Raw genomic sequence first — 25,731 nt, 5'->3', positions numbered from 1 at the left:
GTTCTCTACTCTATTGCCATCTTTGTCATAGTAGTACCAGGTACCGTCTTCCTCAACCCAACCCTGAGCTGCGAAAGAGGTCATAGCACCACCGATAGCTAACAGAGCTGCTGCAGATGCAACTGCAACTACTTTAGTCTGCTTTCTCATAATGAATGCACTCTCCTTTTTACTTTTTTGAATTTGCTACGAAATTCCTAAATTGCATTACGAGACGATTATACTTCCTATAAGGCAAATTATTGAAAAGCAGGAAAGTAGTTAAAATTAGTCTATTTTCAGCGTCACCAGTCAATAATCTGGTTGATGATATTCTGCTGTTCGGTACTGGTTTTTCTCAAATAAATCCGGGTGGTTTCTATGCTGGCATGTCCCATCAGATCAGCCAGCATGGCAATGTCATTGTAACGTTCCAGAAAACTTTTCGCGAAGCGGTGGCGAAAAGAATGCGGATAAACAACAGACGGATCCAGACCATACCGGGAAGCGAAGTGCTTTAACTGTACTGCAATTCCTCTTGCCGTGATCAGTTCTCCGTATTTATTCAAAAACAAAAATCCACTCTCTTTTTTGGTTTCTTCCATCCATTTCAAAGTTTCCTTTTGCAGAGTGGATGGAATATAAATCCGCCGCAGTTTTCCGCCTTTAGAATACAGATCCAGGTAACCTATCCGCACATGTTCGCATTTTGTCTGGACCAGTTCGCTGACGCGGGCGCCGGTAGCAGCCAGAAAGCGCACCACAAAATACCAGTACATTTCGTTATCTCGCTTCAAATGTATCTATGAATATGTGGGGACTCCCACCAAGATTTCTGGATATGCTGGAAGATGGATTTGCAGAATTTCTGGATGGGCTGGAAGATTGTGAAGCCATGAAAAAGGAGTATTTGCTTCCGAAGATTATTGATAAGCTGTTAGCCGAGAAAAAGGCCCAGGTGACACTGTTGGAAACTGCGGATAAGTGGTTTGGAGTTACTTATAAGGATGATAAGGCTGTGGTTGTGGAAGCGATTAAGGCATTGATCGAACAGGGAGTATATAAGAAACGCCTGTTTGATTTCTGAAATGGGGAATGAATGGTATAGGGTATAAAAATTTTAAAAATATAGTACGTCTTCATGAAGAAGAAGGTCGTACCTACAAAAGCATCACCGCTGAGTATGGGGTATCGAAACCCAGCATTTCTAAGTGGTGTAGCGAGTTTAGTAAAGAACAGAGCCGCGACCAGGCTTTGACTGAGGTTGCTGAACTGCGCCGTGAAAACGGCGAGATAAAAGAAAAACTGGAAAAAGCAGAGGGAAACAATAAAAAACTTTTGGCACAGTTGAACCGTGATTACGAAAATTCCTCCATTCCATCATCCCGATCCAGAAACCGCAAAAAAATTTCCAACAACCGCGAACATACTGGAGGAAAGCCAGGTGCGCAGCCAGGTCATATCCATCATGGCAGACGGAAACAGGAGCCAACACAAACGGTTAACTTATTACGTGTTCACAGACAAGTCAGCTCGTGTACAGTAACAATTTTAAAATATTTCCATGTGTTTTCGATACCGTGAGCGTTGCGAAAAAGGTCGCTAGATGGTATACTGTATTGAAGTTTACTATGCAATAAAGGGAGAATGCCCGAGGAATTGGGCGATATGAAGAAATCTATGGAAAGAAAAAGAAACAAAGAACAGTACAAGCGACTGATTAAGTTGTCGTTTGCGGCTGTTATGCTCCTGGGACTTTGCTTTTTATATGGAGTCACCTGGATTGGTTATTATAACAAACATATTCTGCAGATACCTTTTTACAGGAGAGGAAACTGGCTTATCGTTCTGCTGTATGGCATTCTGCTGATGTTCTTTATGAATACATATGGCGGATTTAAGGTTGGGTATCTGAAGAATGGCAATTTGATCTATTCACAGATTATGTCGGTGTTATTTGTAAATATCTTTACTTATTTTCAAATCGCTATCATTGATAAGCGTTTTGTGAATCCGGGATATATCCTTCTTATGACCGTTGGGGATATTGTGTTTATTGTGGTCTGGACACTGGTGTTTCAGGCTGTATATAAGAATATGTTCCCACCGCACAGGATGTTGTTTGTGGAAGGAGACCGACGGGATTACCATTTGAAGGACAAAATTAATTCCAGAGAAGATAAGTATGAAATCTGTGAGGTAATCTCCTATAAGAAAGGGATGGCAGCGATAGAGCAGAGAATTCCTCTTTATGATGCTGTGATTATTGGAGATATGCCTTCACATGAGCGTAATCTGCTGTTAAAATACTGCTATCATGTGGGTGTGCGCACTTATAGTGTGCCTAAGATATCAGATGTGCTGCTGCGCAGCTCTGATGAACTGAATTTGTTTGATACACCTCTCCTGCTGTCACGGAATATGGGATTGAATGTTGAGCAGCAGTGGATGAAACGGGCAGAAGACATTGTGGTTGCGTTTATTATGCTATGTTTGTTTTCGCCTGTGTTTCTTATAGCTGCAATCGGAATTAAGAGTACAGATGGTGGGCCGATCTTCTATAAGCAGGAACGTCTGACAAAAGATGGGAAGTGCTTTATGATCTACAAGTTCCGAACCATGGTGGTGGATGCAGAAAAAAGGTCAGGTGCTGTTCTGGCAACGGAACGAGATCCGCGCATCTTGCCGATTGGACGGGTTTTGAGGGCAACTCGCCTTGATGAATTGCCACAGATTTTGAATATTCTGAAGGGAGATATGTCTGTGGTGGGACCAAGACCGGAGCGACCGGAACTGGTAGCGGAAATCGAGAAAAATATTCCGGAATTTTCTTATCGCCTGAAGGTGAAAGCAGGACTCACCGGATATGCACAGGTATATGGCAAGTACAACACGACCTCGTATGATAAGCTGAAGCTGGATTTGATGTATATCAGAAAGTATTCCTTATTGTTGGATGTGAAGCTGATTATCATGACACCCAAAATCATGCTGCTGAAAGAAAGTACGGAAGGCGTGATGCCTGACCCGGATGTTCCGACGGAAAAGTAGTGGAGATTAGAAAGAAGAAAATGAATCATAGCAGAAGACTTAAGGTAGCACATGTGTTAAAATCATCTGTTTATTCGGGGGCTGAAAACGTAGCAATTACGATAATCAGAAATCTTTCCAGTGAATTCGAATGTACTTACATTGCTTCAGATGGTCCGATTCGTGATATATTGGAAAAGGAAAGTATCCCGTTTATTTTATTGGATTCCTTTGACAGACGAAGTCTGAGTGATGCTGTGAGGCAATGCTTGCCGGATATTGTTCATGCACACGATTTTTCTGCTACTGTGTTATGTGCATCATTGAAAGGAAAATTCCGACTGATATCCCATTTGCATCATGCACCGCCGTGGGTAACAACATGGAACATGAGAACATTGGTATATGCTGCCTGCCGGACCAGAATAGAAAGCCTGCTTGCAGTATCCCAAAAAAGTTTCGACAGTATGGTTTTTGCGAAGTGCTTTCAAGATAAAATGCTTACAGTGGGGAATCCCATTGATGCTGCTAAAATCAAGGAAATGGCAAGTATGACGATACCTGATTCTGGTGATAGAAGATACGATTTGGTATTTGTGGGCCGCTTTGTGGAGCCGAAGAATCCGCAGAGATTTATCCGGTTGGTTGCGGCACTGCGGGATAGCGGATGGTTTGATATCCAGACATGTATGATAGGCTCTGGAGATTTAATGCACGAATGCAGGGAATTGGTAGAGGCGTTGCAGCTGCAGGAGAATATTGAGATAAAAGGTTTTCAGAAAAACCCATATCCATACATCAAAAATGCAAAGCTTTTGTGCATTACATCCCGGTGGGAGGGATTTGGACTGGTGGCAATAGAAGCTAATATGCTTGGAGTACCGGTTTTGTCAACAGACAATGCGGGGTGCAGTGAGATTCTTGGTGAAGAGGCTCCGGAAATATGCAGGAGTGATGAAGAATTTCTGGAAAAAATCTGGCTGCTGAAACATTCAGATGAGGAATACAGTAGTTGGAAGGCGCGTTCTGTTGTGAGAGGTCGTTCATTTGATAATATAGAAACCTATATGGCCAATATGGCATGCATCTATAGAAATGAGGTTACTAATTGATTGATGTTGTATACGCATGTAATGATGCATATGTGAGACAGACACTGGTATCTATGGTGTCTCTGACAGAGCATAACCAGGATGCAAATATATACTTAATGTATGATGGGCTGTCCATAGAGAATCGCAGGATGATGCTGCAGATATTAGAAAGGTATCATCAGACAATTACGTTCCTTGATATGAAAGAATGGGTTCCGGAATTGAAGCTTGATGAGGAAGACAGACATCCGAGGACGATTTATGCAAAGCTTTTTATGGAACAGGCAATTCCATCTGATCGAGTGTTATATCTGGACAGTGATGTGATTGTAACAGATTCACTGGAACCGCTTTTCGGCAGGAATATGGAACATGAATGCGTGGCAGGAGTTCTGATGCCGTATTCATCGAAGCTGAAGCAGCGTATCCATGGATTCCCTGGAGAACCGTATATTTGTGATGGTGTGGTGCTTTTTAACATGAAGTTGTGGAAAAGTACAGAAAAATCAAAGCAATGTCTGGAATACATACGGAAGCAACAGGGGAAGCCGCCGATGTTGAGTGAAGGAACTTTGAATCATGTGTGCAGAGGCGAGATTGGTGTACTGGAACCAAAGTATAATCAGATGCCGTCGATGCTGATGTATCCATTAGAGCAATTAAGGCAGCTTTTTAGAGTGGATTTTTATTATCAGGATGAGACAATTATGGAACAGGCAGTAAAAAAACCTATTCTTATTCATTTTATGAATGAGTTATATAATAGACCATGGTTTGCCCCATGTGATCATCCTTGGAGAAACTTATTTCGAGAGAGGTATGAAGAACTTTTTGGTGAGCAGGTATATGAGGTGCAGGATATCTCTTTACATACAAAAGTGACACGGCTGTTATACCGATTTCTGCCCTTTGAGGTGTATAAAATATTATACCAGTTAAAGCAAATGCTAAAGAGGTGATGATATGAGGAAAGCAGCATGGGTTATTCCTTCTTTTATTGAAGGATCTGGTGGATATCGAACGGTTTTTCAACATGTAAATGTTATGTCAACAGAATTTGAATGTGATGTCTACGTTTATAATTCTGGTGATTATCGTTCGGATGAAGAGTTGGAACAAAATGCAACGCGCTTGTATGGGGAATGTAATTGCCGCTTTCATTTAGGTTATGATATTTCTTTGGAAATTCCTTATGATTTAATTATTGCAACGGCATGGATGACGGCGGAGATCGTATACAGATATAAAGGTCCTGCGAAAAAAGTATATTTTGTTCAGGACTATGAACCAATGTTTTATCCTGTTGGAAATCAGTATTTAAGAGCAGCAGGAACTTATGAGTTGGGGTTTTATCATATTACGATAGGAAGATGGTTGGCAAAAAAGTTAAAAGAGGAACATTGCGCAAAAGCGGCATATTTTGATTTTTGTGCAGATAAAAAAATATACTTTTCAAATAAAAATCAAAATCGCGAGAAAGCAATTTGCTTTATATATCAGCCAGATAAGCCGAGGCGGGGAGCGGAGATAGGACTTGAGGCGTTGACCCTGGTGAAAAAGATTCGACCAGATGTTACGGTTTATTTGTATGGTTCGAAAGAAAAATTCAAGATACCTTTTGAGCATTCCAATTTGGGATTGGTGTCGCTGCAACAATGCGCTGAACTTTATAACAAATGCAGTGTGGGATTGTGTATAAGCGCCACGAATCCATCACGGATACCTTTTGAGATGATGGCGTGTGGATTGCCGGTGGTAGATGTATTTTCAAATAATAATTTATATGATTTTGCAGAGAATACAATTACATTGGCGCAATGTCGGCCAGAGTCGTTAGCTCAAGCGGTTATAAATCTTCTGGATAATCAGGAAAGCAACAGAAAAATTTCTGAACAAGAGCAGATGTTTATGTCAGACAGGGATATTAATGTGGGATTGGGACAGTTTATGAAATGTATACAAGGTGTTCTTGAAGGACAGGATGAATTGTTTCAAAAAGAAGAACCTGCATTAACATACCAAGGAGAACCCATTATTGCTGGTGAGGAAGTACAGGAACTTAGAAATGAAATAGTTGCCACTGAAAATAATGACTGGTATTCTAAAATAAAGCGAATCACATGGATACGCAGAATACCGGGGGTTAAATGCATCAAGAAGGTTTTAAGGGTGGAGTAGTTGTGATTGATAAAATAAGAGCACAAGATTTAAGCAGTTTATTTGCAGGTTTTTTGCTTTGGATTAAAAAGTCATGTACTGAGAAGCGAATTAAGAAATTGTTTTTTCTGACGAGGGAAGGCGAGTTCTTCAAAAAAGTTTACGATGAAATTGCACATTTTCAGGAAGACAAAGAGCAGGACATTCTGGTAGATATTTTAGAAGTCAGCCGGGTTGCGACATTTGCTCCATCAATAAATGCCGTAGAAATAGAAGAATTTCTAAGAATGTGGAGTTTATACAAGGAGCAGTCTCCGCAGGCTTTTTTTTCATCTATTGGAATGGAAGCAGAGAGCTTTGCAGAGAAATTGAGGCAATATCATTTGAATGAAACTGAGGTGATTTCTTCTCCACATGAGGATAAAAGGGTTGTTGATTTTTTAGCTGACAAGGATGTCAAAAGAAAAATAATGGAAGAAATCACGACGCAGCGCGAAAAATTGAAAGGGTATTTTAGGCAAAAAGGAATTTCGGACGAAGACAGTGATGAAATAGCAGTTGTTGATATTGGATGGAGAGGAACGATTCAGGATAATTTATGTCGAATTTTTCCAAATATTCAATGGACCGGATACTATTTGTGCCTTGCTTCATTTTTAAATGAACAGCCGGTAAATGGTCATAAATTCGGATATTTGAATCAAGGGAAAACGGAGGTTATATTACGTTATCCGACACCGATAGAGATGATTTGTAATTCTTCTTCTGGAAGTGTTTCCAGGTATCAGAAAAACGGAGGAAGAGTAGAGGCAATCAGAATTATTGATGAAGACGAGAATAGAACATACCACTTGTATACTGAAAACTTGCAAACATACATTTTGAATAACATACGAAAATGTTTTGCAAACAATGAGACGAAGGAAGAGTTGTTAAGCAAGGGAAATGAAGCGGTAGAATCCTTTTTATTATACCCTTCGAAACAAGCAGCAGCGGCATTTTTCGCCTTAAAGCATAATGAGACATTCGGAAATGGGAAATTTGTGGCTAAGGCAATAAAAATAAAAGAAATTATGTTTGTTCAGGCATGTTTCAGCAAGGAAAAGAGAAAACAGCTAAAGTGTGCTCTTTGGGAAACCACGTGGCCGCAGGGGTATCTGGTTTGGCGGCATATGCGTGGGTTAGTGCCGCTTTATAACTATATTTTGGAAAGGAATTATTTAAAATGAGCAGGTTTGTATCTGATTTGAAATACAAATTGAAATATCATTTGATTTTAAAAAACGAGTATATTAAAGAAAAGTATTGGGAATATTATGCAGAGTATCCAGGAACAGGACTTGGAGATAAGGCGAAACGCTTGAATAAAATAATGCAGTTGAATTATGAATGTCGAAAGAATAATTACATGGAAGAAAAAGGTGCATTATTAACACCGGAGGAACTGGCAGAACTTCTGGAGACATATGATGTAATATCATTTGATATTTTTGATACGCTGCTCTTGCGGCAGGTCGAAAAGCCAACGGATGTTTTTTCTTTTATGGAAGCGAAATACAGTTTGCCCAGATTTTGCCATCTCAGAATGCGGGCTGAGGCTGAGGCGCGAAAGAAAAGTCCTATGGGAGAGGTTGATCTAAACGACATTTATGACCTTTTAGAAAAGTGGATTGGAATTGATAAAGCGCTATGGATGGAGAGAGAGATTGAGGCAGAGAAAAAGCTTTGCTATGCCAATCCATACATGAAAATTCTGATTGAAAAACTGAAAACGAAGCAGAAGCGGATGATTGCGGTAAGCGATATGTATTTAAAGCGGGATGTGATTTGCGATCTGCTTACGTTCGCTGGCTATGACGGGATAGAAGAGGTGTTTGTTTCCAATGAATACCAGATGTCAAAGGGCAATGGCAAGCTTTACGATGTTGTGAAAAAGTATGTAGGAAATAAAAGAGTGATACATATTGGCGATAATATTGTGTCAGACTATGCCGGAGCGAAGAAACAAGGGTTAGATACATGGCATTATCCAAACGTGAATGCCAGATATGGGATACCTAACTTACTGTATGGTATGACCCGCCTGACCGGGACATTTACGAAAGGTATTTTGAATGCCTATTTAAATAATGGTACAAACAGTTATACCCCTTACTTTGAATACGGAATGGTCAATGGGGGACTTCTGGCATGTGGTTATTGTGAATTTTTGAATAAAGTAGTGAAAGAAAAAAACGTGGATAAAATCCTGTTTGTTGCCAGAGACGGATTTATTATAAAAAAGGTCTATGACAGCTATTATCATGAGTGTGATAACGACTACATACTTTTTTCACGTTTTTGCTCAGAGCAGATATTGTTTGAAAAATATGCAGAGGATTATATCCATCATAACTTTTATTATCGGTTGGGGATGGAGCAGAAAACCAGCTTAGAGCAAATTCTAAAGGAAACAGATTTGGAATTTTTGATCGAGAAGCTTTCCGATTACGGTTTGAGAAAAGAAGAACTGTATACCAGTGAGAATAATGATAAGGTAGTAAGCTTGATATATGGGGAAAAAGAGAGGATTATAGAATATTTCAAATCAACGCAGGAAAATATGTATGAGTATCTTCGTCCGATGATTCAGGGATGCAGGAAGATTCTTGTTGTTGATATGGGGTGGTATGGAACTGGAGGATTGGCAATTAAGTTTTTACTTGAAGAAAAGTATGGACAAGATATAGAGGTTCTGAGTGCGCTTGTAGGTACCAACGAGGATGCTTCTTTGGAAGGGCGGATTGCAGCAGGAAAGCTGCATCCTTATGCTTATTCGCCGGTACATAATTTGTATTTACTTCACTGGCATACGAGACATCAGTATAATGTACATAATTTATTGATTGAGCTGCTCTTTAGCGCTCCGAGTCCAAGTTTTTTGAAATTTGAGAGAAGTGAAGATGGAGAACTTCAGCCAAGATTCAGCTATGATGAGAAAGAGAATTATGATATGATATATGAAATGCACGATGGAATCTTGACATTTGCAAGATTATACAATGCTTTGGATGAAGACATAAAACCTATGCTTCAGATCAATGGCGGAGATGCTTACGCGGCATTTATGTGTACAGCGGATAATCCTTCCAAGTGCTATGAACTGTTTAAGGACTATAAAATCAGCCAGTTGTCGGGAATATTTGGCAGTAAATCAATCACAACGATGGGACAGATTATGAAAGAAGATCACTATATTTAGTTAAGGGTGTAAGAACAATGAACAGTATTATAAAATTGACAAAAGGAATTCTTGAGGAGCCACAATTAATATTTAAACTTGCTAAAAATGATTTTAAGGCAAAGTATTCAAATTCATTTTTAGGAATTACGTGGGCATTTATACAGCCATTGATAACCATTCTGGTGTTCTGGTTTGTGTTTCAGATTGGATTTAAGACGGCGCCGGTAGACAATGTGCCATATATTTTGTGGTTTATCCCGGCATATATTCCATGGATTTATTTTACGGAAATTCTAAACTCAACAGCAAACTGTATGTTGGAGTATAGTTATCTTGTGAAAAAGGTTAAATTCTGCATAGAAATAATTCCGAGCGTGAAGATTGTTTCTGCAGCATTTGTCCATGTGTTTTTTATTGGGTTTATTTTCTGTATGTATTTTATTTTGGGCGCAGACATTACTATTTACAGCGTTCAGGCAATTTATTATACAGTTGCATTAACGCTGCTGGGATTTGGACTTGGGATGCTGGTGTCTTCTGTCACAGTTCTATTTAAAGATTTTGCGCAGATCGTCAATGTTGTGCTGCAGATTGGCTTTTGGGCGACACCAATTTACTGGAATCCTGAGATCATGGAAGGCTGGGTTGTGACGATATTAAAATTAAACCCGATGTATTATATTATTAACGGATATAGAGGTTGTTTTGTGGGACAAGATGTTTTTTGGAATCATCCAATACAAACAGTGTATTTTTGGACAATTGTAATTGTCATGTGGATTTTGGGATGCAGAATGTTCACTTCATTGCGCCCATACTTTGCAGACGAATTATAGGAGACGTTATGAAAGCGATAGAGATAGAGAACCTGAGTAAAGCATATCCATTATATGCGAGTAAAAAGGATAAATTTAAAGAAGCGGTGTTGCCTGGAAATAGAAAATACCACAAGGATTTTTATGCGCTGCGAAATGTATCTTTTGAGGTGGAGAAGGGCGAGTGCGTAGGAATCATTGGTTTGAATGGTTCGGGCAAATCCACGCTTTTGAAAATCGTAACCGGAGTAATAACGCAGTCAGAAGGGACTGTTGATATTAATGGGAAAATATCGGCGCTTCTTGAATTGGGAGCAGGTTTCAATCCTGAATATACAGGAATGGAAAATATTTATTTAAATTCCACAATTATGGGCTACTCAGAAGAGGAAACAAAGAAAAGAATTCCAGCAATATTAGAATTCGCTGATATTGGAGAATTTATCAATCAGCCAGTAAAGACATATTCTTCAGGTATGTTTGTAAGACTGGCATTTTCTATTGCCATCAATATCGAACCGGATATACTGATCATCGATGAGGCATTGAGTGTAGGAGATGTGTTCTTTCAACAGAAATGTTTCCAGAAGATACGGGAACTTACAGGAAAGGCTACGGTATTGATTGTATCCCATGATATGAATGCGATGACAAAATTCTGCAGACGGGTAATGGTTATGAACCATGGTCAGCTCGTTTTTGATGGAGAACCGCAGGAAGCTGTGACCAGATATTTTAAAATCAAGCAGGGAGAGTATAGGAATAAGCAGAGTGAAGAAAGCATTGGAACTCATAAGAAAATGGATTTCAGTAAGTATAAAACACCAGATACTGCGCAATATAGTGGAAACATGAACGCCTTAATTACAAAATATTACTATGAGTTTAATGGCAGCTCTGAAGCAGAAATCTGTGAAAGAGGCGATGTCCTCCATGTATGGATGGTAGTTGAAGCAAAAATAGCAATTGAAAATCTTATAGTGGGATATCAGGTCAGGGACAAATATGGAAATGAGGTATTTGGACAGACCAGTCTGACTTCTCAGGTGGAGCAGTTTGCTTTACATGAGGGAGAAAATTTAGTGGAGTTTGAAGTTCAGTGGCCGGAAATAAGAGAGGGAGATTACTTTATTACACTAGGAATTGGAAATGGTATGGAAGTGTTAAACCAGGTAGAAGAATGCTGGATTAACAATGCGATTCATATCATATCAACGACTTACGGAAAAACTATTTTTGGAATTTTTAATCAGGATATGGATGTGTTCAAAGTAACGCAGATTTGAGAATGAAAGAGAGGAAGACTATGACGTGGAATTATTACACTCCAGAGTTCGAATGTGATAAATATAATAGAGATATGCTTAAATATTCACCATGGTCAGGGCACAGATTATTTGGATATGATTTGATTGCCAATCTGAAACCGAATGTGGTGGTAGAATTAGGGAGTTTTTATGGCTGTTCTATGTTTGCATTTGCGCAAGCAGTGAAAGATTTGAAGCTGGATACGGTATTATATGGAGTGGACCTTTGGGAAACGTTTGATAAATTTACGGAGCAGGATTATAAGGAGGATATTTACGGTGCCTTTTTGCGGGTGAAAGAAACGTGTTTTAGTCAGCAGCATGTAAAAATGATGAAAATGACCTTTGACCAAGCGGCAGAGTACTTTGAAGAAGGTTCTATAGATATTCTTCATATTGATGGTTCTCATTTTTATGAGGATGTAAAACATGATTTTGAAATATGGAGTCCTAAACTGAAAAAAAATTCTATTGTGTTATTCCATGACATTGGAGATGAAATTATCAATGGTGGTATTATGGGTTCTCACACCTATTGGAATGAATTAAAAGAACAGTATCCATGGAATATGCAGTTTGATTTTAGCTGCGGTCTGGGTGTTCTTTTTATGTCTGAGGAAATATACAGGACGGTAACAGAAACTGTTAAAAAGGATTATTATCAGAAACAAACAAATTCTTTTGATGTACAAATGAAAGATGATTTGAGAAAGTTGTCATTTAAATTAAAGGATGCAGAATTTTATATTAGTGATTTAAAACATCAGTTGGAGATAAAAGACAGCCATTTGGAGAAGTATAAAGCGGACAGAAAAAAATTACAGGATGATTATGAAGCTACCATTCGGGGGAAAGATGAATATATCAGTGAATTGGAAGGTCGCCTAAAAGAAATAAGATGAAACAGGGGGAAGTTATGGAACCAAGAATATCATTAATAATTCCAGTATACGGTACGGAGGAATATCTGAAAAGATGCATTAACAGTGTGATAAACCAAAACTACCGCAATCTGGAAATAATAATCGTTAACGATTGTTCGCCAGGAAATGCGGAAGAAATTATTAATGAATTCCGTAGAACGGATGAACGTATTAAATATGTAAAGCATGATGTGAATAAGGGGTTATTTCAGGCCCGCATGACTGGGGCAAAAGAGGCAACAGGTGACTACATTGCCTTTTTAGATAGTGATGATCACGTCGCTTTCGATTTTTATTATGGACTTGTTACAAAAATACAAGAAGAAAAAGCGGATATCGCTATAGGAAAAACAGTAGTGGAGATGGAGGATGGAGCAAGATTTGTTAATCATTTCCATGACTGTAGCCTTAATATAGAAAAATTAGAAGGGGAAGAGGTCAGAAAGCAGTTTTTTGGTCACCGGGGAAGATGTTATTCCTGGCATACGGTTTGGAACAAACTCTATTCTAGGGATTTATGGAATAAGGCAGCTCCGTTTTACAAAAAAATAACCACACATGTAATCATGACAGAGGATATTGCATTTTCATCTGTCTTATTTTACTTTGCGAAAAAAGTAGTTATCGTTCATTCATCGGCATATTTTTATTGTACGAATGAGGGGGCTTCTACAAATTCCAGAAATATGACAATCCAGAAATTTAAAAAAAATATGGGTGATATTATCACGGTCTTTGATTTTGTTAAAGAATTTCTGGAGAGTCAGTATGCAGAGCCGGATATCATGAAAGATTATAATTCTTTCCGGGAATTTTACGCAAAGCTGTGGCTGGGACTGATTCATGGAGATTTTGTAGGGAAATATAGAAAAGAAGCGTTGGGATGTATCGAAAAGCTTTATCCAAATCTACAGGTAAGAATGCAGCAGGAAGATTATTTCTATGATTCTCTGCGCACAAAATGGAATGATGGAATAGAAGTGGCAAAATCCTTGATAAATGATGCGTCCGTTGAATATATCAGTTTTGATATCTTTGATACATTGATTACCCGGCCTTTATACAAACCACAGCATGTATTTGAATTGATGGACAGAGAGTTTAAAGAGTTGGTACATACAAATGTATCCTTTGCAAAAGTACGTATGGATGGCGAAGCAGCGGCCAGAAGAAAGTTTGGAACATTAGAGCCAGATTATCAGGATATAACTTTAGATGAAATATATGATGCAATCGAGATGATCTATCATTTGGAAAAAACGATTGTTGAGCAGTTGAAAAACAGAGAAATCGAATTAGAAATCCAGTTGTCCAGCCGCAGAAAGAATATTTGGGAATTATTTGAACTGGCAAAAGCTTTGGGAAAGAAAGTAATTATTGTCTCTGATATGTATCTTAAAAAAGAGACTATAGAAAGTATTTTAAAGAAAAACGGCTATGAGGGATATTGCCAGTTATATCTTTCTTCTGATTTGCGATTGACAAAGCACACGGGTGATTTGTTTAAATATGTATTAAATGACTTGGCTGTACCAGCTAATAAAATCCTTCACTTTGGCGATACCTGGGCAAATGATTTTGAAAATCCAGGAAGACTGGGAATCAAAACATTTTTAATCCCTAAAACTATAGAGGTATTTGAGAATATTATTCAGGGGCAAGTTACAAACAAATGTGCTTCAATAGGAAACTGGGCAGCAGCAGGAACAATAAAACAGGATTCCTATAAGGATTCCGTTGGCTACGGTGCAATGATGGCGGTTGTAGCCAATCGGTATTTCGATAATCCATATCGGACATTTAACAGTGAGACGGATTTTAATGCTGACCCATATTTTATTGGTTATTATGCAGTGGGGATGCATTTATATGGATTTGCAAAATGGCTGATTGAGCAGGGAAAGGCGTTAGGCTATAAAAAGCTGTATTTTATGTCACGAGATGGATATCTTCCCATGCTTGTATATAAAAAAATGGCTAAATATGATAAAGAAGCTCCGCAGGCAGAATATCTTTATTCATCCAGAAAAGCACTTATGCCGTATATTATAAATAGTAAATTTGATTTGTATGATTATCCTACAGTTGTTTTGAACCAGTCTGCGAAAACGATGAAAGAGCGGTTGCAGTTCTGTATAAAAGATGTAGATGATCAGAAGTACAGAACTATTTTGAAGTCCCATAATATAGACGTGGAAGAGAGATTTTCCGATAAGCAGGCTTATGATAAATTTGTAAGTGTATTTATCAAAGAATTTTACAGTGAAGAAGTTCACCAGGGAGCAAAGAAATTATGTAAAGATTATTATTCGCGGATTGAATTGGACAGTGCGACTGTAGATATGGGGTATAGCGGAAGAATCCAGGGAGCTGTATCAGAAGCTGCAGGGCATGGAGTAAATGTATTTTTTGTACATGCGGACAGCAATCAATACGTGAAAGAGTGTTTAAATCATAAATTCCAGATTTACAACTTTTATGATTATACACCGTGCATGTCAGGCGTTATTCGCGAACATATACTATCCAGCTTTGAGCCATCCTGTATAGGATTTGCTACTGAGGATGGACAGATTATACCAGTATTTGAAAATGTAGAAAAGGACATACAGGATAGTAAGGTGGTAGAACAGATTCATAAGGGAGCGTTAGCGTTTATCGATGATTTTATTGGAGCATTAGGTGAATATAGAAATCAAATTTCAATAAAACCGACAGAAGTTTCTCTTCCATATGAAGGATTTATAAGATTTGCTAATAGTACGGATCTAAAAGTCTTTTCAGCGTCATTTTTTGAAGATGAGGTATGGGGAGGCGCTAACAGGATAAATATTGCTGACTTTATTATGGAACAGCACAATGAGTACAATGTCCATAATAATTTTCCGAATGCACAGATAGCGGTAAATCAGGTTGTGCAGGAAGATGAGTTTATTAGAAGAGTGAAAAATAAGCTTGAGAATCATCCGTATTTGTACAAAGTGGCTAGGAAAGTTTATAATACATTATGAGTAACTGTTTAGGACCCCGTCATCCAAAGATGAATTCCGGGGTTCCTGAAAATGCATTTTTGATTGCTTCATAAGCATTGAAACCGTGCTTGTGAGCGGTTCCAACGGTAGTGTAAATTAATTTGTGTCTTTGGTAAAAAATGGCTCCATTTTGGTAAGAATTACGGTATGTAAATTTTTATCGAAAAGGAGCATTTTTTATGGCACTTGCAAAGGAACAAATTCGACAGATTATCTCTCAAAATGACATTTCCAGCGTTACGGATGTCTACTCCCTGCTCAAAGACAGTTTTAAAGATATTCTGCAGGAACTGATGGAAGCAGAGATGGATGCAACTCTTGGCTACTGAATATTACGGTTCAAATGTATCCCTGTTCCGGACTCACGGTATCATAGTGCCGGACTGCCGGTATCCGTTCCTTCGGAACAGGGGTACATTTGAACCGTAATATTCATTTTGAAGTGACTGGCTTTACCTTCACTTCAGGGAAAAGCAACTTGCCTAAGACTGGATCGCTGAGTTTAGGATCCAGAGGCCAGACAAGATTTTGCTCTCTGGCTGCCTTCAACACCTTGTTGACAGTTGTCTTGGATGCATTGCAGCTAAGGGCAATGTTGGTTTGGTTGAGATTCAATCCGGCAAGCCGGATGATCTCACGATACTTGGTCATAAATGGTGACCTCCTTCGTAATGAATTTACGCTGCAAAGCGTATGAATTCATTATAAAGGGAATCGGTATCATCTGACCGGAATCACGGTATCCGAATCCCGGATTCGCGGTATCGTCGAAAACGGAACAGTGGTACTGCGACGCCGGAACGGCGGTTCAGAATCGCCCGGAATACTCATTGAAGGCTGCAAAAAGGAAGCAAAGGAGCCTTCGAAAGCTGTGCACAGCACTTTGAAAGAGGTGTAGGAAACAGGGAGTAAAGTTCTCTGTTTTGCACAAAAGAATTTTTAGGAAGAATGGTCAGGCGTTATGTCGTGGATAATGGGATCAATTGCAAAGCCTTGCATGAGCCAGTGAAACTGTTCAGCTGTCATGGAGCGAAGGTCATTGGAATTACGAGGCCAGGAAAAGTGACCGCTTTCAACACGCTTATAAAGAAGCAGAAAACCATCACCTTCCCAAAGCAGTCCCTTTATCTTGGAAGCGGATCTGCCGCAAAAGAGAAAGAGTGTGTTCGGAACAAAAAGTTTTGCATGAAACTTACGTTCAAGAATTGCGGCCAGTGAATCAATTCCATAACGTAAATCGGTATAGCCACATTATCTTTATGTGTGGATAATGCGGATTATAAACATGAAATTTTTATCCTCATCTTTTTACCAAAAGCTTTATTTAAGGCATTCTTATAACAAAAGATGAGGATAAAAAAGTTATCTCAGCCCACAGATGCGAGCAAGTTCAGAAATAACATTTTTGCCGATTATACTTCCCCTGAATGCTTGCAATCCATTGGTCTGCTGCTTCTTGAGAAAGATAAAGATTATTCTCTTCCAGATATTGGCCGAATTCCTCATAACATTGTTTGTGGGACAGCCTGCTTGAACTGCATTGTTTACGTTTGGTCAGATACGCTAATAATTGTTGCACTATGATGTTGTATTGGTTCATGAAACCACCTCCTATTTTTGATGGTTTCATTGTTCCATAAACTAATTTTTTTATCCTCATTTTTTTCAAAAAAGATACTGTAAAATCAACGTTTTTCACAAAAGATGAGGATAAAAATTTCATGTTTATAATCCGCACACGAGATAGATTCCAGAAAAGTATTCCGGATCAGCATCTTTAAGCATGGCGCACCGCCTTGATCAGTGTACGCAGGAAATCTTCTGAGATGCCGGAGTCAACTGTAATGGAAATGCCATTTATTGTGATAGTAGCTGTTGTACGAATTGCGCGAATCGTGCAATTCGTGAAAACTGGAGTGTTCGAGTCTTGTGGATCCGGAGTGCTTTGAGAATTTGGAAAAGCTAAAGGAACGATATCAGGAAGCACCTGCCTGGAGAGATCTTCTTTGACAAGATGTTTCCAGTAATTGTAAGCATGGACGGAAAGATGCTTTTGTTCGCACCATTGTTTTACAGTTAAGCCACTGGCTTTCTGCTCAGAAAAGCGGGTAATCCATTCGTTTAGATGGAGTTGATGAATCTTCGTCCTGGCGTTCATGAGAAATACCTCCAAGTGAGTAATTTGAGTTGCGCGAATTGCGCGATCCGAGAGATATTTTCTCAAAGATATGGTATTATGATAAGGTACTTATGATTGAGGATTTACTAAGCCCGGGCAGGTGCGAAAAAATCCACCGGAATACTCAAGAGATGCAGTTGGTCAGCTTGCTAATGTTGGCAACTGACCAACCGCATTTTTACAGACAGGAAATTCTTTGATATATTTTCTGCATCCGTTTTGTAACTTGTGAAGTAGAAAATAGCATAGCTCTTGCAACATTAATCTGTTTCATTTCATATAATTGTTTTGGATGGCTAAGTAATTGAGTCAGTGCACTGGCATAACTTTCAACCTGGTCAGGCTTCGAAACCATGATGCCACCCTTGCACATTTCAAGGGAATGTGGTGTGGCAGTTTCTGCTTGGAAAGATTTGTCTTCAACAGACTCCATTAGATCACGGCTGCCGCGGATATTTGAGCAGATAATGGGCAGTCCACTTGCCATGGCTTCTAACATCGCCATGGGAAGTCCCTCCTGGTAAGACGGGAACAGGAAAATATCTGCACATTGGAAGATTTCCAGCATATCTTCACGGTATCCAAGAAAAGTTACATGTTGTTCAAGATTTAGCTCTGCAACAAGATGCTGGAGATATTCGTGTAATTGTCCATGACCACAAATGACATATTGAAAGTTAGGAATTTGGTCTTTCAGCAATGCCATTGCGCGAATTGTGGTTTCATGGTTTTTTCGTTTGATTAATTCACCGGAAGACAGCAAAATATAACGATCAAGAGGCAGACCCAGAGTCTGCTTCTTTTTTTGTATCTCAGAAGATGTCATAGGTGGAATCCTGCCTGCATCAAAACCAGCTCCTGGAATATAGTCCACGTATCGAGCGTGAAAGTGCTTCTTGGCGCATGCATAATCTTCCTGATTGATACAGATTTGCTGGTCTGTATATCTGGAAAGAAACTTTTCCATTGGATAGTAACAGAGCCAGTTTATTGGTTTTGCCCCTTTAAAAAAGTGAAAACCATGCGCAGTATAGATGACAGGGCCGGTCTTAGTAGCATGTGCAGCCAGACGAGCCATAACAGCTCCCATTGGAGTATGGCAATGGACCAGACTAAAACGTTCTGATTTCATTAAATCCAGAAGCTGACGGTATACAGTGAGATTGGATGCTTTAAAGGGGCTTCTCACAAAGTCAATCTGATGACAGATAATGCCAGTTCCGTCCAGACGATGGTTGTCATTACCGTAGGAGGGCGTATAAAAGTTGGCTGCGTAGTGAACCTCATATCCCATGTTTTGCAGAATTTTAACATTATTCATTTCAAATTGTGGGACAAAACCGCTTACTGTGGTGACTAAAAGTGCTTTTGGCGAATCGGGCATGTAAATACCTTCCTTTTATGTATGATTAAACATAGTATAGCATGGATTATCAGACAGGAAATATGCAAATTACATTTTTCTGACATTTATCTTAGAGGAACGTCATAAAATCTTCACTTTTCAGGTAGTTGTGAAGAAATAGGATTTATGGTATGCTTTTATATGTTAAGAAAAGTATGTACTTGAAAGTTATAATAATTAATTTGAAAACATTACGTTGGAGGTAAATTAATATGAAAAAGAAAACATTGGGTATCGCAGCAGTTGCTGCAGCTATGACATTATCTACTGGGATTACCGCATTCGCAGCAGGCTGGGTAACTGAGACTACACCCTATGGTGACCAGCAGAAGTATGTTTATGATGATGGTAACTGGCCGTCCGGTAACTGGTTTACTGATCCGGAAACAAATCTTACCTATTTCCTTGATCCGGATGGTTACCGCATGAAGGATACCATGGTAGAAGGCTATAAACTAGATGCAAATGGTGTTCGTCAGGAAAAGACTGAGGAGGAATTATTAAGAGAAGCTCAGGAGAAGGTTAAGAGGGAAGGAAGAAATACCCCTGGTAAGGCTGTGAATGCAGCGAAGGCAGCAGCAGTGGAGGCAAAGGAAAAAACTGCAGCAGTTAGTACAGTTCGCAGAAGTTATATTTCTGAGTTAAAAGTTTTGATTAATAAGACAACTAAGAACGTTGCAACTACACGTACGGATTCGTCTGTACAGATTCTTACAACAGAAGATAATATGGAAGTCTCTCGTACTTATCACAACGCTGATGGTACTGATTTTTACAAGTTCAGCATGTGGAATAATGCAAAGGATAAGGCTAATGCGGTAGATCTTATGTACATCTATGATGCAGCTCCAGAGGCTGATCGTAACCTGTACAACACTGCATATGAGCAGAGCGTAGTTGCAGCATTGGGTGACACGGAAGGTAAGGCAGTGACTGATTATGTACAGGGACAGCGTGAACAGGGCGTTACTAATCTGACCCGTGAAGGCAAGACCGACAGCGGCAACAGCTATTCCCTGACCTATAAGAACAATAAGATCCAGATCAGCGTAACCTGCAGCGAGGTAACGGAGGATGATCAGACTGAGGAAGCATCTACTGAAACCGCTGAAACCGCAGCAAAAGAAGAAGCAGCTCCGGTAGTAACCTCTAAGACTATTACCGTGGGTGCAGCTGCGGCAACAGCAGAGGAGAATACAGAGACAGCAGCTGAGTAATTAAGTGAATATAAAAATGTGCGATGTTGCATGAACTTTGGCGAAAGAATCGGACCGGTGGATGAGAAATCCACTGGTTGGATTCTTTTGTGTTACAGGGGTATTTTTACCCAGCAGATCCCTATGAGTGTTTCTATTAATGTAGCGCACTTTACAATAAAAATAAAGTGCGTAAGCTTTGTTACCGGTAACTTACACACTTTATTTTACACTCTCGAAAACACTTGACTTAATAGGGAGGGGTGTATCCGATTTCTTCTGCCACTAATTTTACAGGCTCGCCTTTAATAAAGCAACGTTTAATTACGTCATGTTTCAATTCAGTTGGAGCTTGTCTCCAATGCTTTTGATTTGGAACATCGTAATATTCAGGATACTTTTTGCGCCAATGATAAAGCATCGGTGAAGATGGATAACCTAAGGTCTGAATTACTTTATCAGGTGATCCTGTGGCTTTTAACAATACAAGTGCTGTCGATATTTGTTCTTGTGTGTACCTCATAACATATCAGGCATTACACAGTCCAACTTTTCGTCCGCATACCCAAGCGGACGGTGGAATTTACTTTTGAAATTTTCAACTGTCAAACTCCCGCGGCGTACAGGTGGCGGAAGTGTAGACTGTATGATATAATTGAAGATAAATAACCAATCCAGTATTGTATAAAAATGTTGAGAGTATCACTGACAGATTAATGGTGGTAATCGCAATTCAGGAACTGCTTGAAGTGGGAGTGTATAATGACGAATTATGAATTAATTTTACAGATTAACGATAAAGCACGATCTAATATTGAAAAAATCAAAGAAGATCAAAAAATAGATAAAATTAACGAAAATTTTGCCTTTCTAGATGATTTAAATACGTGGATTTCATATTGTGAACGTTTTCAGGATATGATATTGGTGAAGGAAGCACAGGGAGAAGGCATAAAATCTATATTATTGTGTATGCAGGGGTTTTATAAAGAAGCAATGATGACGTTGCGACAATTCGTAGAGCATATGTTATTTGCAATATGGTTATCAACTAACGATTATTTATATCGGATGTGGAAACGTGGGAAATTCGATATGTCATGGGCACAAATTGTTGATCGAGAAAAAGGTGTTTTTGCAAAAGATTTTATAAACTGCTATGCGCCGGATATCGATGATGCCAGAGGCTTGGAACTTTTGGTAATTGCGAAGGATATTTATCGAGAATGTTCAGAATATGTGCATGGAAATTATAATAAGTTGATCATTCTATCAAATAATATGAATTATGATGGTAAAATGGTGCAAAGATATTTAGATGTGTTTGAAAATGTAAAATATTTGTTGAGCATGTCATTATTAATTCGATATCGAGATATATTAAATGAAGGGACGAATTTGAGCATGCTTGAAAGTATTATAATGGATAATTTAGGAATATTGTCTGAAGTTCAATTATTATATAGTGCAGAAGTAGGAGATGGAATAGATGGATGAGTTTATTTTCCGAACGGAAGAATTAACAAATAAGCAGGTAATAGAATGGGGAGTACTTTCGAAATATGAAGAAGGAATTGTTGATAAATTGAAGGCTGCCTCTCCTGTATTACTTGTTGGTAGCCGAGGTGTAGGAAAAACATTTTTATTTAAAATGGCTGAAATACAGATGCAGCAAGAGTTTGAAGAAAAAAGGATTCTTCCTGTAATGCTTACATTTCGAAAAGCATCGTTGCTAAAAACGGGAAATGAATATCAGTTCCAATATTGGATGCTGGGCAGAATTTGTTCAGAGCTTTTAAGGACAATTAAAAAAATAGGAAAATTTTCATCTTTAGCGCAGGGACTTTTTACTTTGACAGGGAAACGAAATGAGCAATCTAGTAAAATAGATGAGATTGTGCAAAAATTTGAAGAATCTTGGCGCTCACCCGGAGTTGCAATTGATGCACAGGATATTCCTACATTAGATGATTTCCTAGATACAGTTGAGGATTTATGTGAGGAATTGGACATCGCAAGAATTGTTCTATTTATAGATGAGGCTGCGCATGTATTTTATCCAGAGCAGCAGAGACAATTTTTTACATTATTCAGAGATTTGCGTTCGCCATATATTAAATGTAATGCAGCAGTATATCCTGGTGTTACAGTTTATGGTGATACTTTTGAACCGGTACATGATGCATTGAAAATAACCTTGACCAGAAATGTCAACGATGAAAACTATGTGACAATGATGAAAGAAATGGTAATGAGACAGGTAAAAGATAGCTCACTTGCCACACGGTTATCAAAAAATGGCTCTAATTTTACGCTTCTTGCATATGCCGCATCTGGAAATCCGAGATATTTGTTAAAGAGTGTTGAACTTGCAAATAAAATGGATTCCAATTCAATTAATGAAGTATTCAGAGAATATTATAGGGGTGATTTATGGTCAGAGCATACGAAACTGGCAGAACGATATCCTGGATATCAGAAATTTATTGACTGGGGAAGAGATTTTATAGAGACAAATGTTATTCCTGAGATAAAAAGTAAAAATGATAGTTTTTTGCAAAAAAATAGGGGAAAAGGAACTACACTCTATTTTTGGATTCATAAAAATGCGCCACAGGAAGTGAAAGAATCTTTACGAATTCTTGAGTATTCTGGGTTGGTATATGAAGAAGCATCTGGAATACGAGCCACAAGAAGTGAGGTTGGAACCAGATATATGGTAAATATTGGATGTTTGGTTGCAATGGAGGCGAAACCAGCATCCACGGGTCTGGATATTATGAACAACGCAGATATTCGCAGGATGAATGAGTATGGAGCAAATCATCCTTTGTATAAAACGATACAGGGAGCAATATTAGATGCTGAAATAGACTCATTAAAAATACAGTTAGATAAAAGCATAGATATACTTGATTTAACAGAGTGGCAGAAAAAGAAAATGCATGAGATTCAAATTCATACGATAGGTGCATTAATTAGTGCATCAGAAGAACGTCTTAAACAGGCGAGACAAATTGCAGATGTACGTGCCAGAAATATAAAAAATGCTGGAATAGCTGCAGTGTGTGAATATTTATTGGGGTAAGTGGATGCAAATCGTGGTGACAAAAAGGTAAGAATCGTAATGAAGAAGGAGACCAGCTATGGGATCATGGAAGTTAAGGGTAGAGGATTATGGTAAGATAAAGTCTGCAGAGATTGAAATGGCGCCATTGACGTTATTTGTAGGGGATAACAATAGCGGAAAAAGCTATCTTTTGGCCCTTTTGTGGGGAATTGAAAATTTTGGTATAGAAGCATTAATTGGTAAAAGATATGTAGAAGAAGAAACGGGACAACTGACAGAATGGCTTATCACGCAGATTGAATGTGCGGTAACGCAGAAACAGAATCGAGTTTCTGTAAAATCAATAATAGAAATAATGAATTGTTTGCTGAATAAACAATTGGAAAAACAGAAAAACCTCCTTGCAAAGGGGATTTTTAACAGTGAAAATGTAAAAATCGGGAAATTAACTATGGATTTAACCGGATTATCTGATCGTTATGTTGATTTTGAAGCAGATGTGGAAACAGGACAGTTAAGCTTGCAGTTTGATGGCAGGTATAGATATGTCTTTTCAAAGAGTTTCATGGACCGGCGTAAGCTGCAGGATGAAAAACAATTACAATGGTTGTTGGTTCGGGCATTGTATTGTGGAATTATGAATATGAATGATTGTGAACTAGCAGAGAGCAGGGAGGTTTATCTTCCGGCAGCCAGAACTGGGTTTATGCTTACCAAAGATATAATTAATAAGGTTGGAAGAAATAGTACGTTTAACCTGGCGGAGGAGAAGGAGACGATTACTCCGTTTATTCGACCCATTAATCGATTTTTGGACACTATAGAGAGCTTGTCAATAGATGCTGAGGGAAACAGAAAGTATACCAAGTTAGTTTCGGTAATAGAGCATGAAATGACAGATGGAACAGTGGAATTTAGTACTATGCCTAATAAAGAAGTTTTATATGTTCCAAATGGGTTTAAAAAGGGAATTTCGCTCAGATTGTCTTCTGCAGTAGTTACAGAATTATCACCGTTTATATTGATTTTGAAGCATGGAAAGTATGTAAAACGTTTCTACTATGAAGAACCGGAGATGTGTCTGCATCCGCAGTTGCAGTACAAAATGGGGAAAGTTATTGGTCAGACTGTAAATGCAGGAATAGGCATGGTGATTACAACTCATAGTGATATTATATTGCAGCATATCAATAATATGATCAGACTGTCCGTTCGTAAAGACCGCAGGGAAATTTGCAGAGAATTTGGTTATACGGAGGCAGATGTATTATCATGTGAGCAGGTGAAAGTTTATCAGTTAAAGGCAAAAACCAGAGGAAAAACAGAGGTAGAAGAATTACCCTGTGGTGAAAATGGTTTTAGTGTTCCCACATTTAATGACGCGCTTGATGAGATCATGGATACGGCGTATAGAATCCAGGGGTGACAGGATGTCAGCAAAAAGAGAATTCATTATGAAGGAGCTCATGGTAGCTGGGTTTATAGAGAAAGAAAAATGTGTGATTCATTTGGAGGAAACTGATAAGTTTGGGGAAAGCAGACTGGAATTTCATTTAAATTCAGATGAAAATCTTTGTATAAGAAATGTAGACAAAAAGAATACAGAGATGTATTTTTTTCAGGCGGATGGGAAAAAGTCTATGTTTAAGAGGGTTGATCACATTATTTTTGAACATGCAGATGCAGATAAATGGAACTTGCATTTGATTGAAATGAAATCTTCTGTAGGCGCAGAGACTTGGGCGGATGTGAAGGGAAAGTTTAGGGCGAGTTATTTGCTTGCTCAGGGGATAGCTGCTATGTTGGATATCAATATAACAGAAACATATATGTATACAACCTATGAGGAAATCAAATTTACTTTTCCGAAGACTATGCCATCAGCAAGAAGAACACGTTCTGGAGTTCCATTAGTACGACCCGAAAGGGAATGGAGCGGAGAGGAATTTGGACTGAACTTTGGCAGGAGACTTAAATTTAGTCATAAACCGGTACATATGGCGCGAGATTCTCAGAATGTGTTGGTTGGAGAATATGGCCTGGATAGAGATTTTTGCTAGTAATAATCGTAGACGAATTTCTGGTTGGCAAAAAAATATTTGGAACCGCACCAAGCACTGGAAACCGGTCAGCACGTATCAATGAACTCCGCCACAGTTCTTGGATGTGCCGGAATCCGGTGTGGGGTTACTTATAAGGAGGATAAACCGTTGGATTGGGTAAAGGTCAAATCCTTCGCTGCACGTCAAATACAGCGCCGCTTGGGAGTATCCCAAAGTTTGTGTAAACCTCCAAACTGATGTAAGATAAAATTACTCAGT

Annotated in this window: 23 protein-coding genes; 18 read left to right on the top strand and 5 right to left on the bottom strand. The window is 38.7% G+C overall.

What is annotated here, in order from left to right:
• Positions 1-284 precede the first annotated feature (284 nt).
• Complete coding sequence (locus tag DW819_RS14220; RefSeq protein WP_118733801.1) at positions 285-758, bottom strand: tyrosine-type recombinase/integrase; 474 nt, start codon at positions 756-758, stop codon at positions 285-287.
• Between the two features lie 62 nt (positions 759-820).
• Here DW819_RS14220 and DW819_RS14215 point away from each other — a divergent pair, with 62 nt between their 5' ends.
• The 13 genes from DW819_RS14215 (at position 821) to DW819_RS14155 (ending at position 15,889) form a co-directional block, all read left to right on the top strand.
• On the top strand, positions 821-1,066 hold the full coding sequence (locus DW819_RS14215) for a hypothetical protein (RefSeq protein WP_118733800.1): 246 nt from the start codon (positions 821-823) through the stop codon (positions 1,064-1,066).
• 8 nt (positions 1,067-1,074) lie between these two features.
• Positions 1,075-1,563 (top strand): hypothetical protein, encoded by a 489-nt coding sequence (locus DW819_RS15750; RefSeq protein ID WP_182432663.1) that lies wholly within the window; start codon positions 1,075-1,077, stop codon positions 1,561-1,563.
• A 96-nt stretch (positions 1,564-1,659) separates the two neighbouring features.
• On the top strand, positions 1,660-3,030 hold the full coding sequence (locus DW819_RS14205) for a sugar transferase (RefSeq protein WP_118733806.1): 1,371 nt from the start codon (positions 1,660-1,662) through the stop codon (positions 3,028-3,030).
• Positions 3,031-3,050: 20 nt separating this feature from the next.
• A complete protein-coding gene (locus DW819_RS14200) occupies positions 3,051-4,121 on the top strand; it encodes a glycosyltransferase (RefSeq protein ID WP_147353178.1) in 1,071 nt (356 codons plus the stop codon).
• On the top strand, positions 4,118-5,062 hold the full coding sequence (locus DW819_RS14195) for a glycosyltransferase family 8 protein (RefSeq protein WP_118733798.1): 945 nt from the start codon (positions 4,118-4,120) through the stop codon (positions 5,060-5,062). Before DW819_RS14200 ends, DW819_RS14195 begins: the two co-directional genes overlap by 4 nt.
• Positions 5,063-5,066: 4 nt before the next feature.
• A complete protein-coding gene (locus tag DW819_RS14190) occupies positions 5,067-6,281 on the top strand; it encodes a glycosyltransferase (protein ID WP_118733797.1) in 1,215 nt (404 codons plus the stop codon).
• A complete protein-coding gene (locus tag DW819_RS14185; RefSeq protein ID WP_118733796.1) occupies positions 6,251-7,489 on the top strand; it encodes a hypothetical protein in 1,239 nt (412 codons plus the stop codon). Before DW819_RS14190 ends, DW819_RS14185 begins: the two co-directional genes overlap by 31 nt.
• Positions 7,486-9,501 (top strand): HAD-IA family hydrolase, encoded by a 2,016-nt coding sequence (locus DW819_RS14180; RefSeq protein ID WP_118733795.1) that lies wholly within the window; start codon positions 7,486-7,488, stop codon positions 9,499-9,501. The genes DW819_RS14185 and DW819_RS14180 overlap by 4 nt, the downstream gene beginning before the upstream one ends.
• Before the next feature lie 17 nt (positions 9,502-9,518).
• A complete protein-coding gene (locus DW819_RS14175) occupies positions 9,519-10,319 on the top strand; it encodes an ABC transporter permease (RefSeq protein ID WP_118733794.1) in 801 nt (266 codons plus the stop codon).
• 8 nt (positions 10,320-10,327) lie between these two features.
• Entirely contained in the window at positions 10,328-11,584 is a 1,257-nt protein-coding gene (locus tag DW819_RS14170; protein ID WP_118733793.1) for an ABC transporter ATP-binding protein, read from the top strand.
• Positions 11,585-11,604: 20 nt separating this feature from the next.
• Positions 11,605-12,507 (top strand): class I SAM-dependent methyltransferase, encoded by a 903-nt coding sequence (locus DW819_RS14165; protein ID WP_182432662.1) that lies wholly within the window; start codon positions 11,605-11,607, stop codon positions 12,505-12,507.
• A gap of 14 nt (positions 12,508-12,521) precedes the next feature.
• Positions 12,522-15,539: an HAD-IA family hydrolase gene (locus DW819_RS14160; RefSeq protein ID WP_182432661.1), complete on the top strand. Its 3,018-nt coding sequence runs from the start codon at positions 12,522-12,524 to the stop codon at positions 15,537-15,539.
• Positions 15,540-15,739: 200 nt separating this feature from the next.
• A complete protein-coding gene (locus DW819_RS14155) occupies positions 15,740-15,889 on the top strand; it encodes a hypothetical protein (RefSeq protein ID WP_347560210.1) in 150 nt (49 codons plus the stop codon).
• A gap of 103 nt (positions 15,890-15,992) precedes the next feature.
• Here the strand turns inward: DW819_RS14155 and DW819_RS14150 are convergent, their stop codons facing one another.
• The 4 genes from DW819_RS14150 to DW819_RS14130 all read right to left on the bottom strand — a co-directional run bounded on the left by DW819_RS14150 (position 15,993) and on the right by DW819_RS14130 (position 19,123).
• Complete coding sequence (locus DW819_RS14150) at positions 15,993-16,211, bottom strand: hypothetical protein (protein ID WP_243025885.1); 219 nt, start codon at positions 16,209-16,211, stop codon at positions 15,993-15,995.
• A gap of 739 nt (positions 16,212-16,950) precedes the next feature.
• Positions 16,951-17,160, bottom strand: coding sequence for a hypothetical protein (locus tag DW819_RS14140; protein WP_118733789.1), 210 nt, complete (start codon positions 17,158-17,160; stop codon positions 16,951-16,953).
• 177 nt (positions 17,161-17,337) lie between these two features.
• Positions 17,338-17,718 (bottom strand): hypothetical protein, encoded by a 381-nt coding sequence (locus tag DW819_RS14135; protein WP_118733788.1) that lies wholly within the window; start codon positions 17,716-17,718, stop codon positions 17,338-17,340.
• Between the two features lie 199 nt (positions 17,719-17,917).
• Complete coding sequence (locus DW819_RS14130; RefSeq protein WP_118733787.1) at positions 17,918-19,123, bottom strand: glycosyltransferase family 4 protein; 1,206 nt, start codon at positions 19,121-19,123, stop codon at positions 17,918-17,920.
• A 233-nt stretch (positions 19,124-19,356) separates the two neighbouring features.
• Between DW819_RS14130 and DW819_RS14125 the strand changes: the two genes are divergently transcribed.
• From DW819_RS14125 to DW819_RS14105, 5 genes are all read left to right on the top strand, one after another.
• Positions 19,357-20,361: a hypothetical protein gene (locus DW819_RS14125; protein WP_118733786.1), complete on the top strand. Its 1,005-nt coding sequence runs from the start codon at positions 19,357-19,359 to the stop codon at positions 20,359-20,361.
• 741 nt (positions 20,362-21,102) lie between these two features.
• Positions 21,103-21,837, top strand: coding sequence for a hypothetical protein (locus tag DW819_RS14120; RefSeq protein WP_118733785.1), 735 nt, complete (start codon positions 21,103-21,105; stop codon positions 21,835-21,837).
• Entirely contained in the window at positions 21,830-23,428 is a 1,599-nt protein-coding gene (locus DW819_RS14115) for a hypothetical protein (RefSeq protein ID WP_118733784.1), read from the top strand. The genes DW819_RS14120 and DW819_RS14115 overlap by 8 nt, the downstream gene beginning before the upstream one ends.
• A gap of 58 nt (positions 23,429-23,486) precedes the next feature.
• A complete protein-coding gene (locus DW819_RS14110; protein ID WP_118733783.1) occupies positions 23,487-24,836 on the top strand; it encodes an AAA family ATPase in 1,350 nt (449 codons plus the stop codon).
• Positions 24,837-24,864: 28 nt separating this feature from the next.
• The gene (locus tag DW819_RS14105) at positions 24,865-25,470 is read left to right on the top strand and encodes a hypothetical protein (protein ID WP_118733782.1); all 606 of its coding nucleotides are present in this window, start codon (positions 24,865-24,867) and stop codon (positions 25,468-25,470) included.
• Positions 25,471-25,731: the final 261 nt, after the last annotated feature.

This window comes from Clostridium sp. AM33-3, from assembly GCF_003480315.1.
Classification (GTDB): Bacteria; Bacillota; Clostridia; order Lachnospirales; family Lachnospiraceae; genus Brotaphodocola.
This window is presented reverse-complemented; position numbering and strand designations above follow the sequence as displayed.

Excerpts from the sequence above, each read along its gene's own strand:
- DW819_RS14220 (WP_118733801.1), bottom strand. The coding sequence starts at position 758 with ATGTACTGGTATTTTGTGGTGCGCTTTCTGGCTGCTACCGGCGCCCGC.
- DW819_RS14215 (WP_118733800.1), top strand. The coding sequence starts at position 821 with ATGCTGGAAGATGGATTTGCAGAATTTCTGGATGGGCTGGAAGATTGT.
- DW819_RS15750 (WP_182432663.1), top strand. The coding sequence starts at position 1,075 with ATGAATGGTATAGGGTATAAAAATTTTAAAAATATAGTACGTCTTCAT.
- DW819_RS14205 (WP_118733806.1), top strand. The coding sequence starts at position 1,660 with ATGGAAAGAAAAAGAAACAAAGAACAGTACAAGCGACTGATTAAGTTG.
- DW819_RS14200 (WP_147353178.1), top strand. The coding sequence starts at position 3,051 with ATGAATCATAGCAGAAGACTTAAGGTAGCACATGTGTTAAAATCATCT.
- DW819_RS14190 (WP_118733797.1), top strand. The coding sequence starts at position 5,067 with ATGAGGAAAGCAGCATGGGTTATTCCTTCTTTTATTGAAGGATCTGGT.
- DW819_RS14185 (WP_118733796.1), top strand. The coding sequence starts at position 6,251 with ATGCATCAAGAAGGTTTTAAGGGTGGAGTAGTTGTGATTGATAAAATA.
- DW819_RS14180 (WP_118733795.1), top strand. The coding sequence starts at position 7,486 with ATGAGCAGGTTTGTATCTGATTTGAAATACAAATTGAAATATCATTTG.
- DW819_RS14175 (WP_118733794.1), top strand. The coding sequence starts at position 9,519 with ATGAACAGTATTATAAAATTGACAAAAGGAATTCTTGAGGAGCCACAA.
- DW819_RS14170 (WP_118733793.1), top strand. The coding sequence starts at position 10,328 with ATGAAAGCGATAGAGATAGAGAACCTGAGTAAAGCATATCCATTATAT.
- DW819_RS14165 (WP_182432662.1), top strand. The coding sequence starts at position 11,605 with ATGACGTGGAATTATTACACTCCAGAGTTCGAATGTGATAAATATAAT.
- DW819_RS14160 (WP_182432661.1), top strand. The coding sequence starts at position 12,522 with ATGGAACCAAGAATATCATTAATAATTCCAGTATACGGTACGGAGGAA.
- DW819_RS14155 (WP_347560210.1), top strand. The coding sequence starts at position 15,740 with ATGGCACTTGCAAAGGAACAAATTCGACAGATTATCTCTCAAAATGAC.
- DW819_RS14150 (WP_243025885.1), bottom strand. The coding sequence starts at position 16,211 with ATGACCAAGTATCGTGAGATCATCCGGCTTGCCGGATTGAATCTCAAC.
- DW819_RS14140 (WP_118733789.1), bottom strand. The coding sequence starts at position 17,160 with ATGAACCAATACAACATCATAGTGCAACAATTATTAGCGTATCTGACC.
- DW819_RS14135 (WP_118733788.1), bottom strand. The coding sequence starts at position 17,718 with ATGAACGCCAGGACGAAGATTCATCAACTCCATCTAAACGAATGGATT.
- DW819_RS14130 (WP_118733787.1), bottom strand. The coding sequence starts at position 19,123 with ATGCCCGATTCGCCAAAAGCACTTTTAGTCACCACAGTAAGCGGTTTT.
- DW819_RS14125 (WP_118733786.1), top strand. The coding sequence starts at position 19,357 with ATGAAAAAGAAAACATTGGGTATCGCAGCAGTTGCTGCAGCTATGACA.
- DW819_RS14120 (WP_118733785.1), top strand. The coding sequence starts at position 21,103 with ATGACGAATTATGAATTAATTTTACAGATTAACGATAAAGCACGATCT.
- DW819_RS14115 (WP_118733784.1), top strand. The coding sequence starts at position 21,830 with ATGGATGAGTTTATTTTCCGAACGGAAGAATTAACAAATAAGCAGGTA.
- DW819_RS14110 (WP_118733783.1), top strand. The coding sequence starts at position 23,487 with ATGGGATCATGGAAGTTAAGGGTAGAGGATTATGGTAAGATAAAGTCT.
- DW819_RS14105 (WP_118733782.1), top strand. The coding sequence starts at position 24,865 with ATGAAGGAGCTCATGGTAGCTGGGTTTATAGAGAAAGAAAAATGTGTG.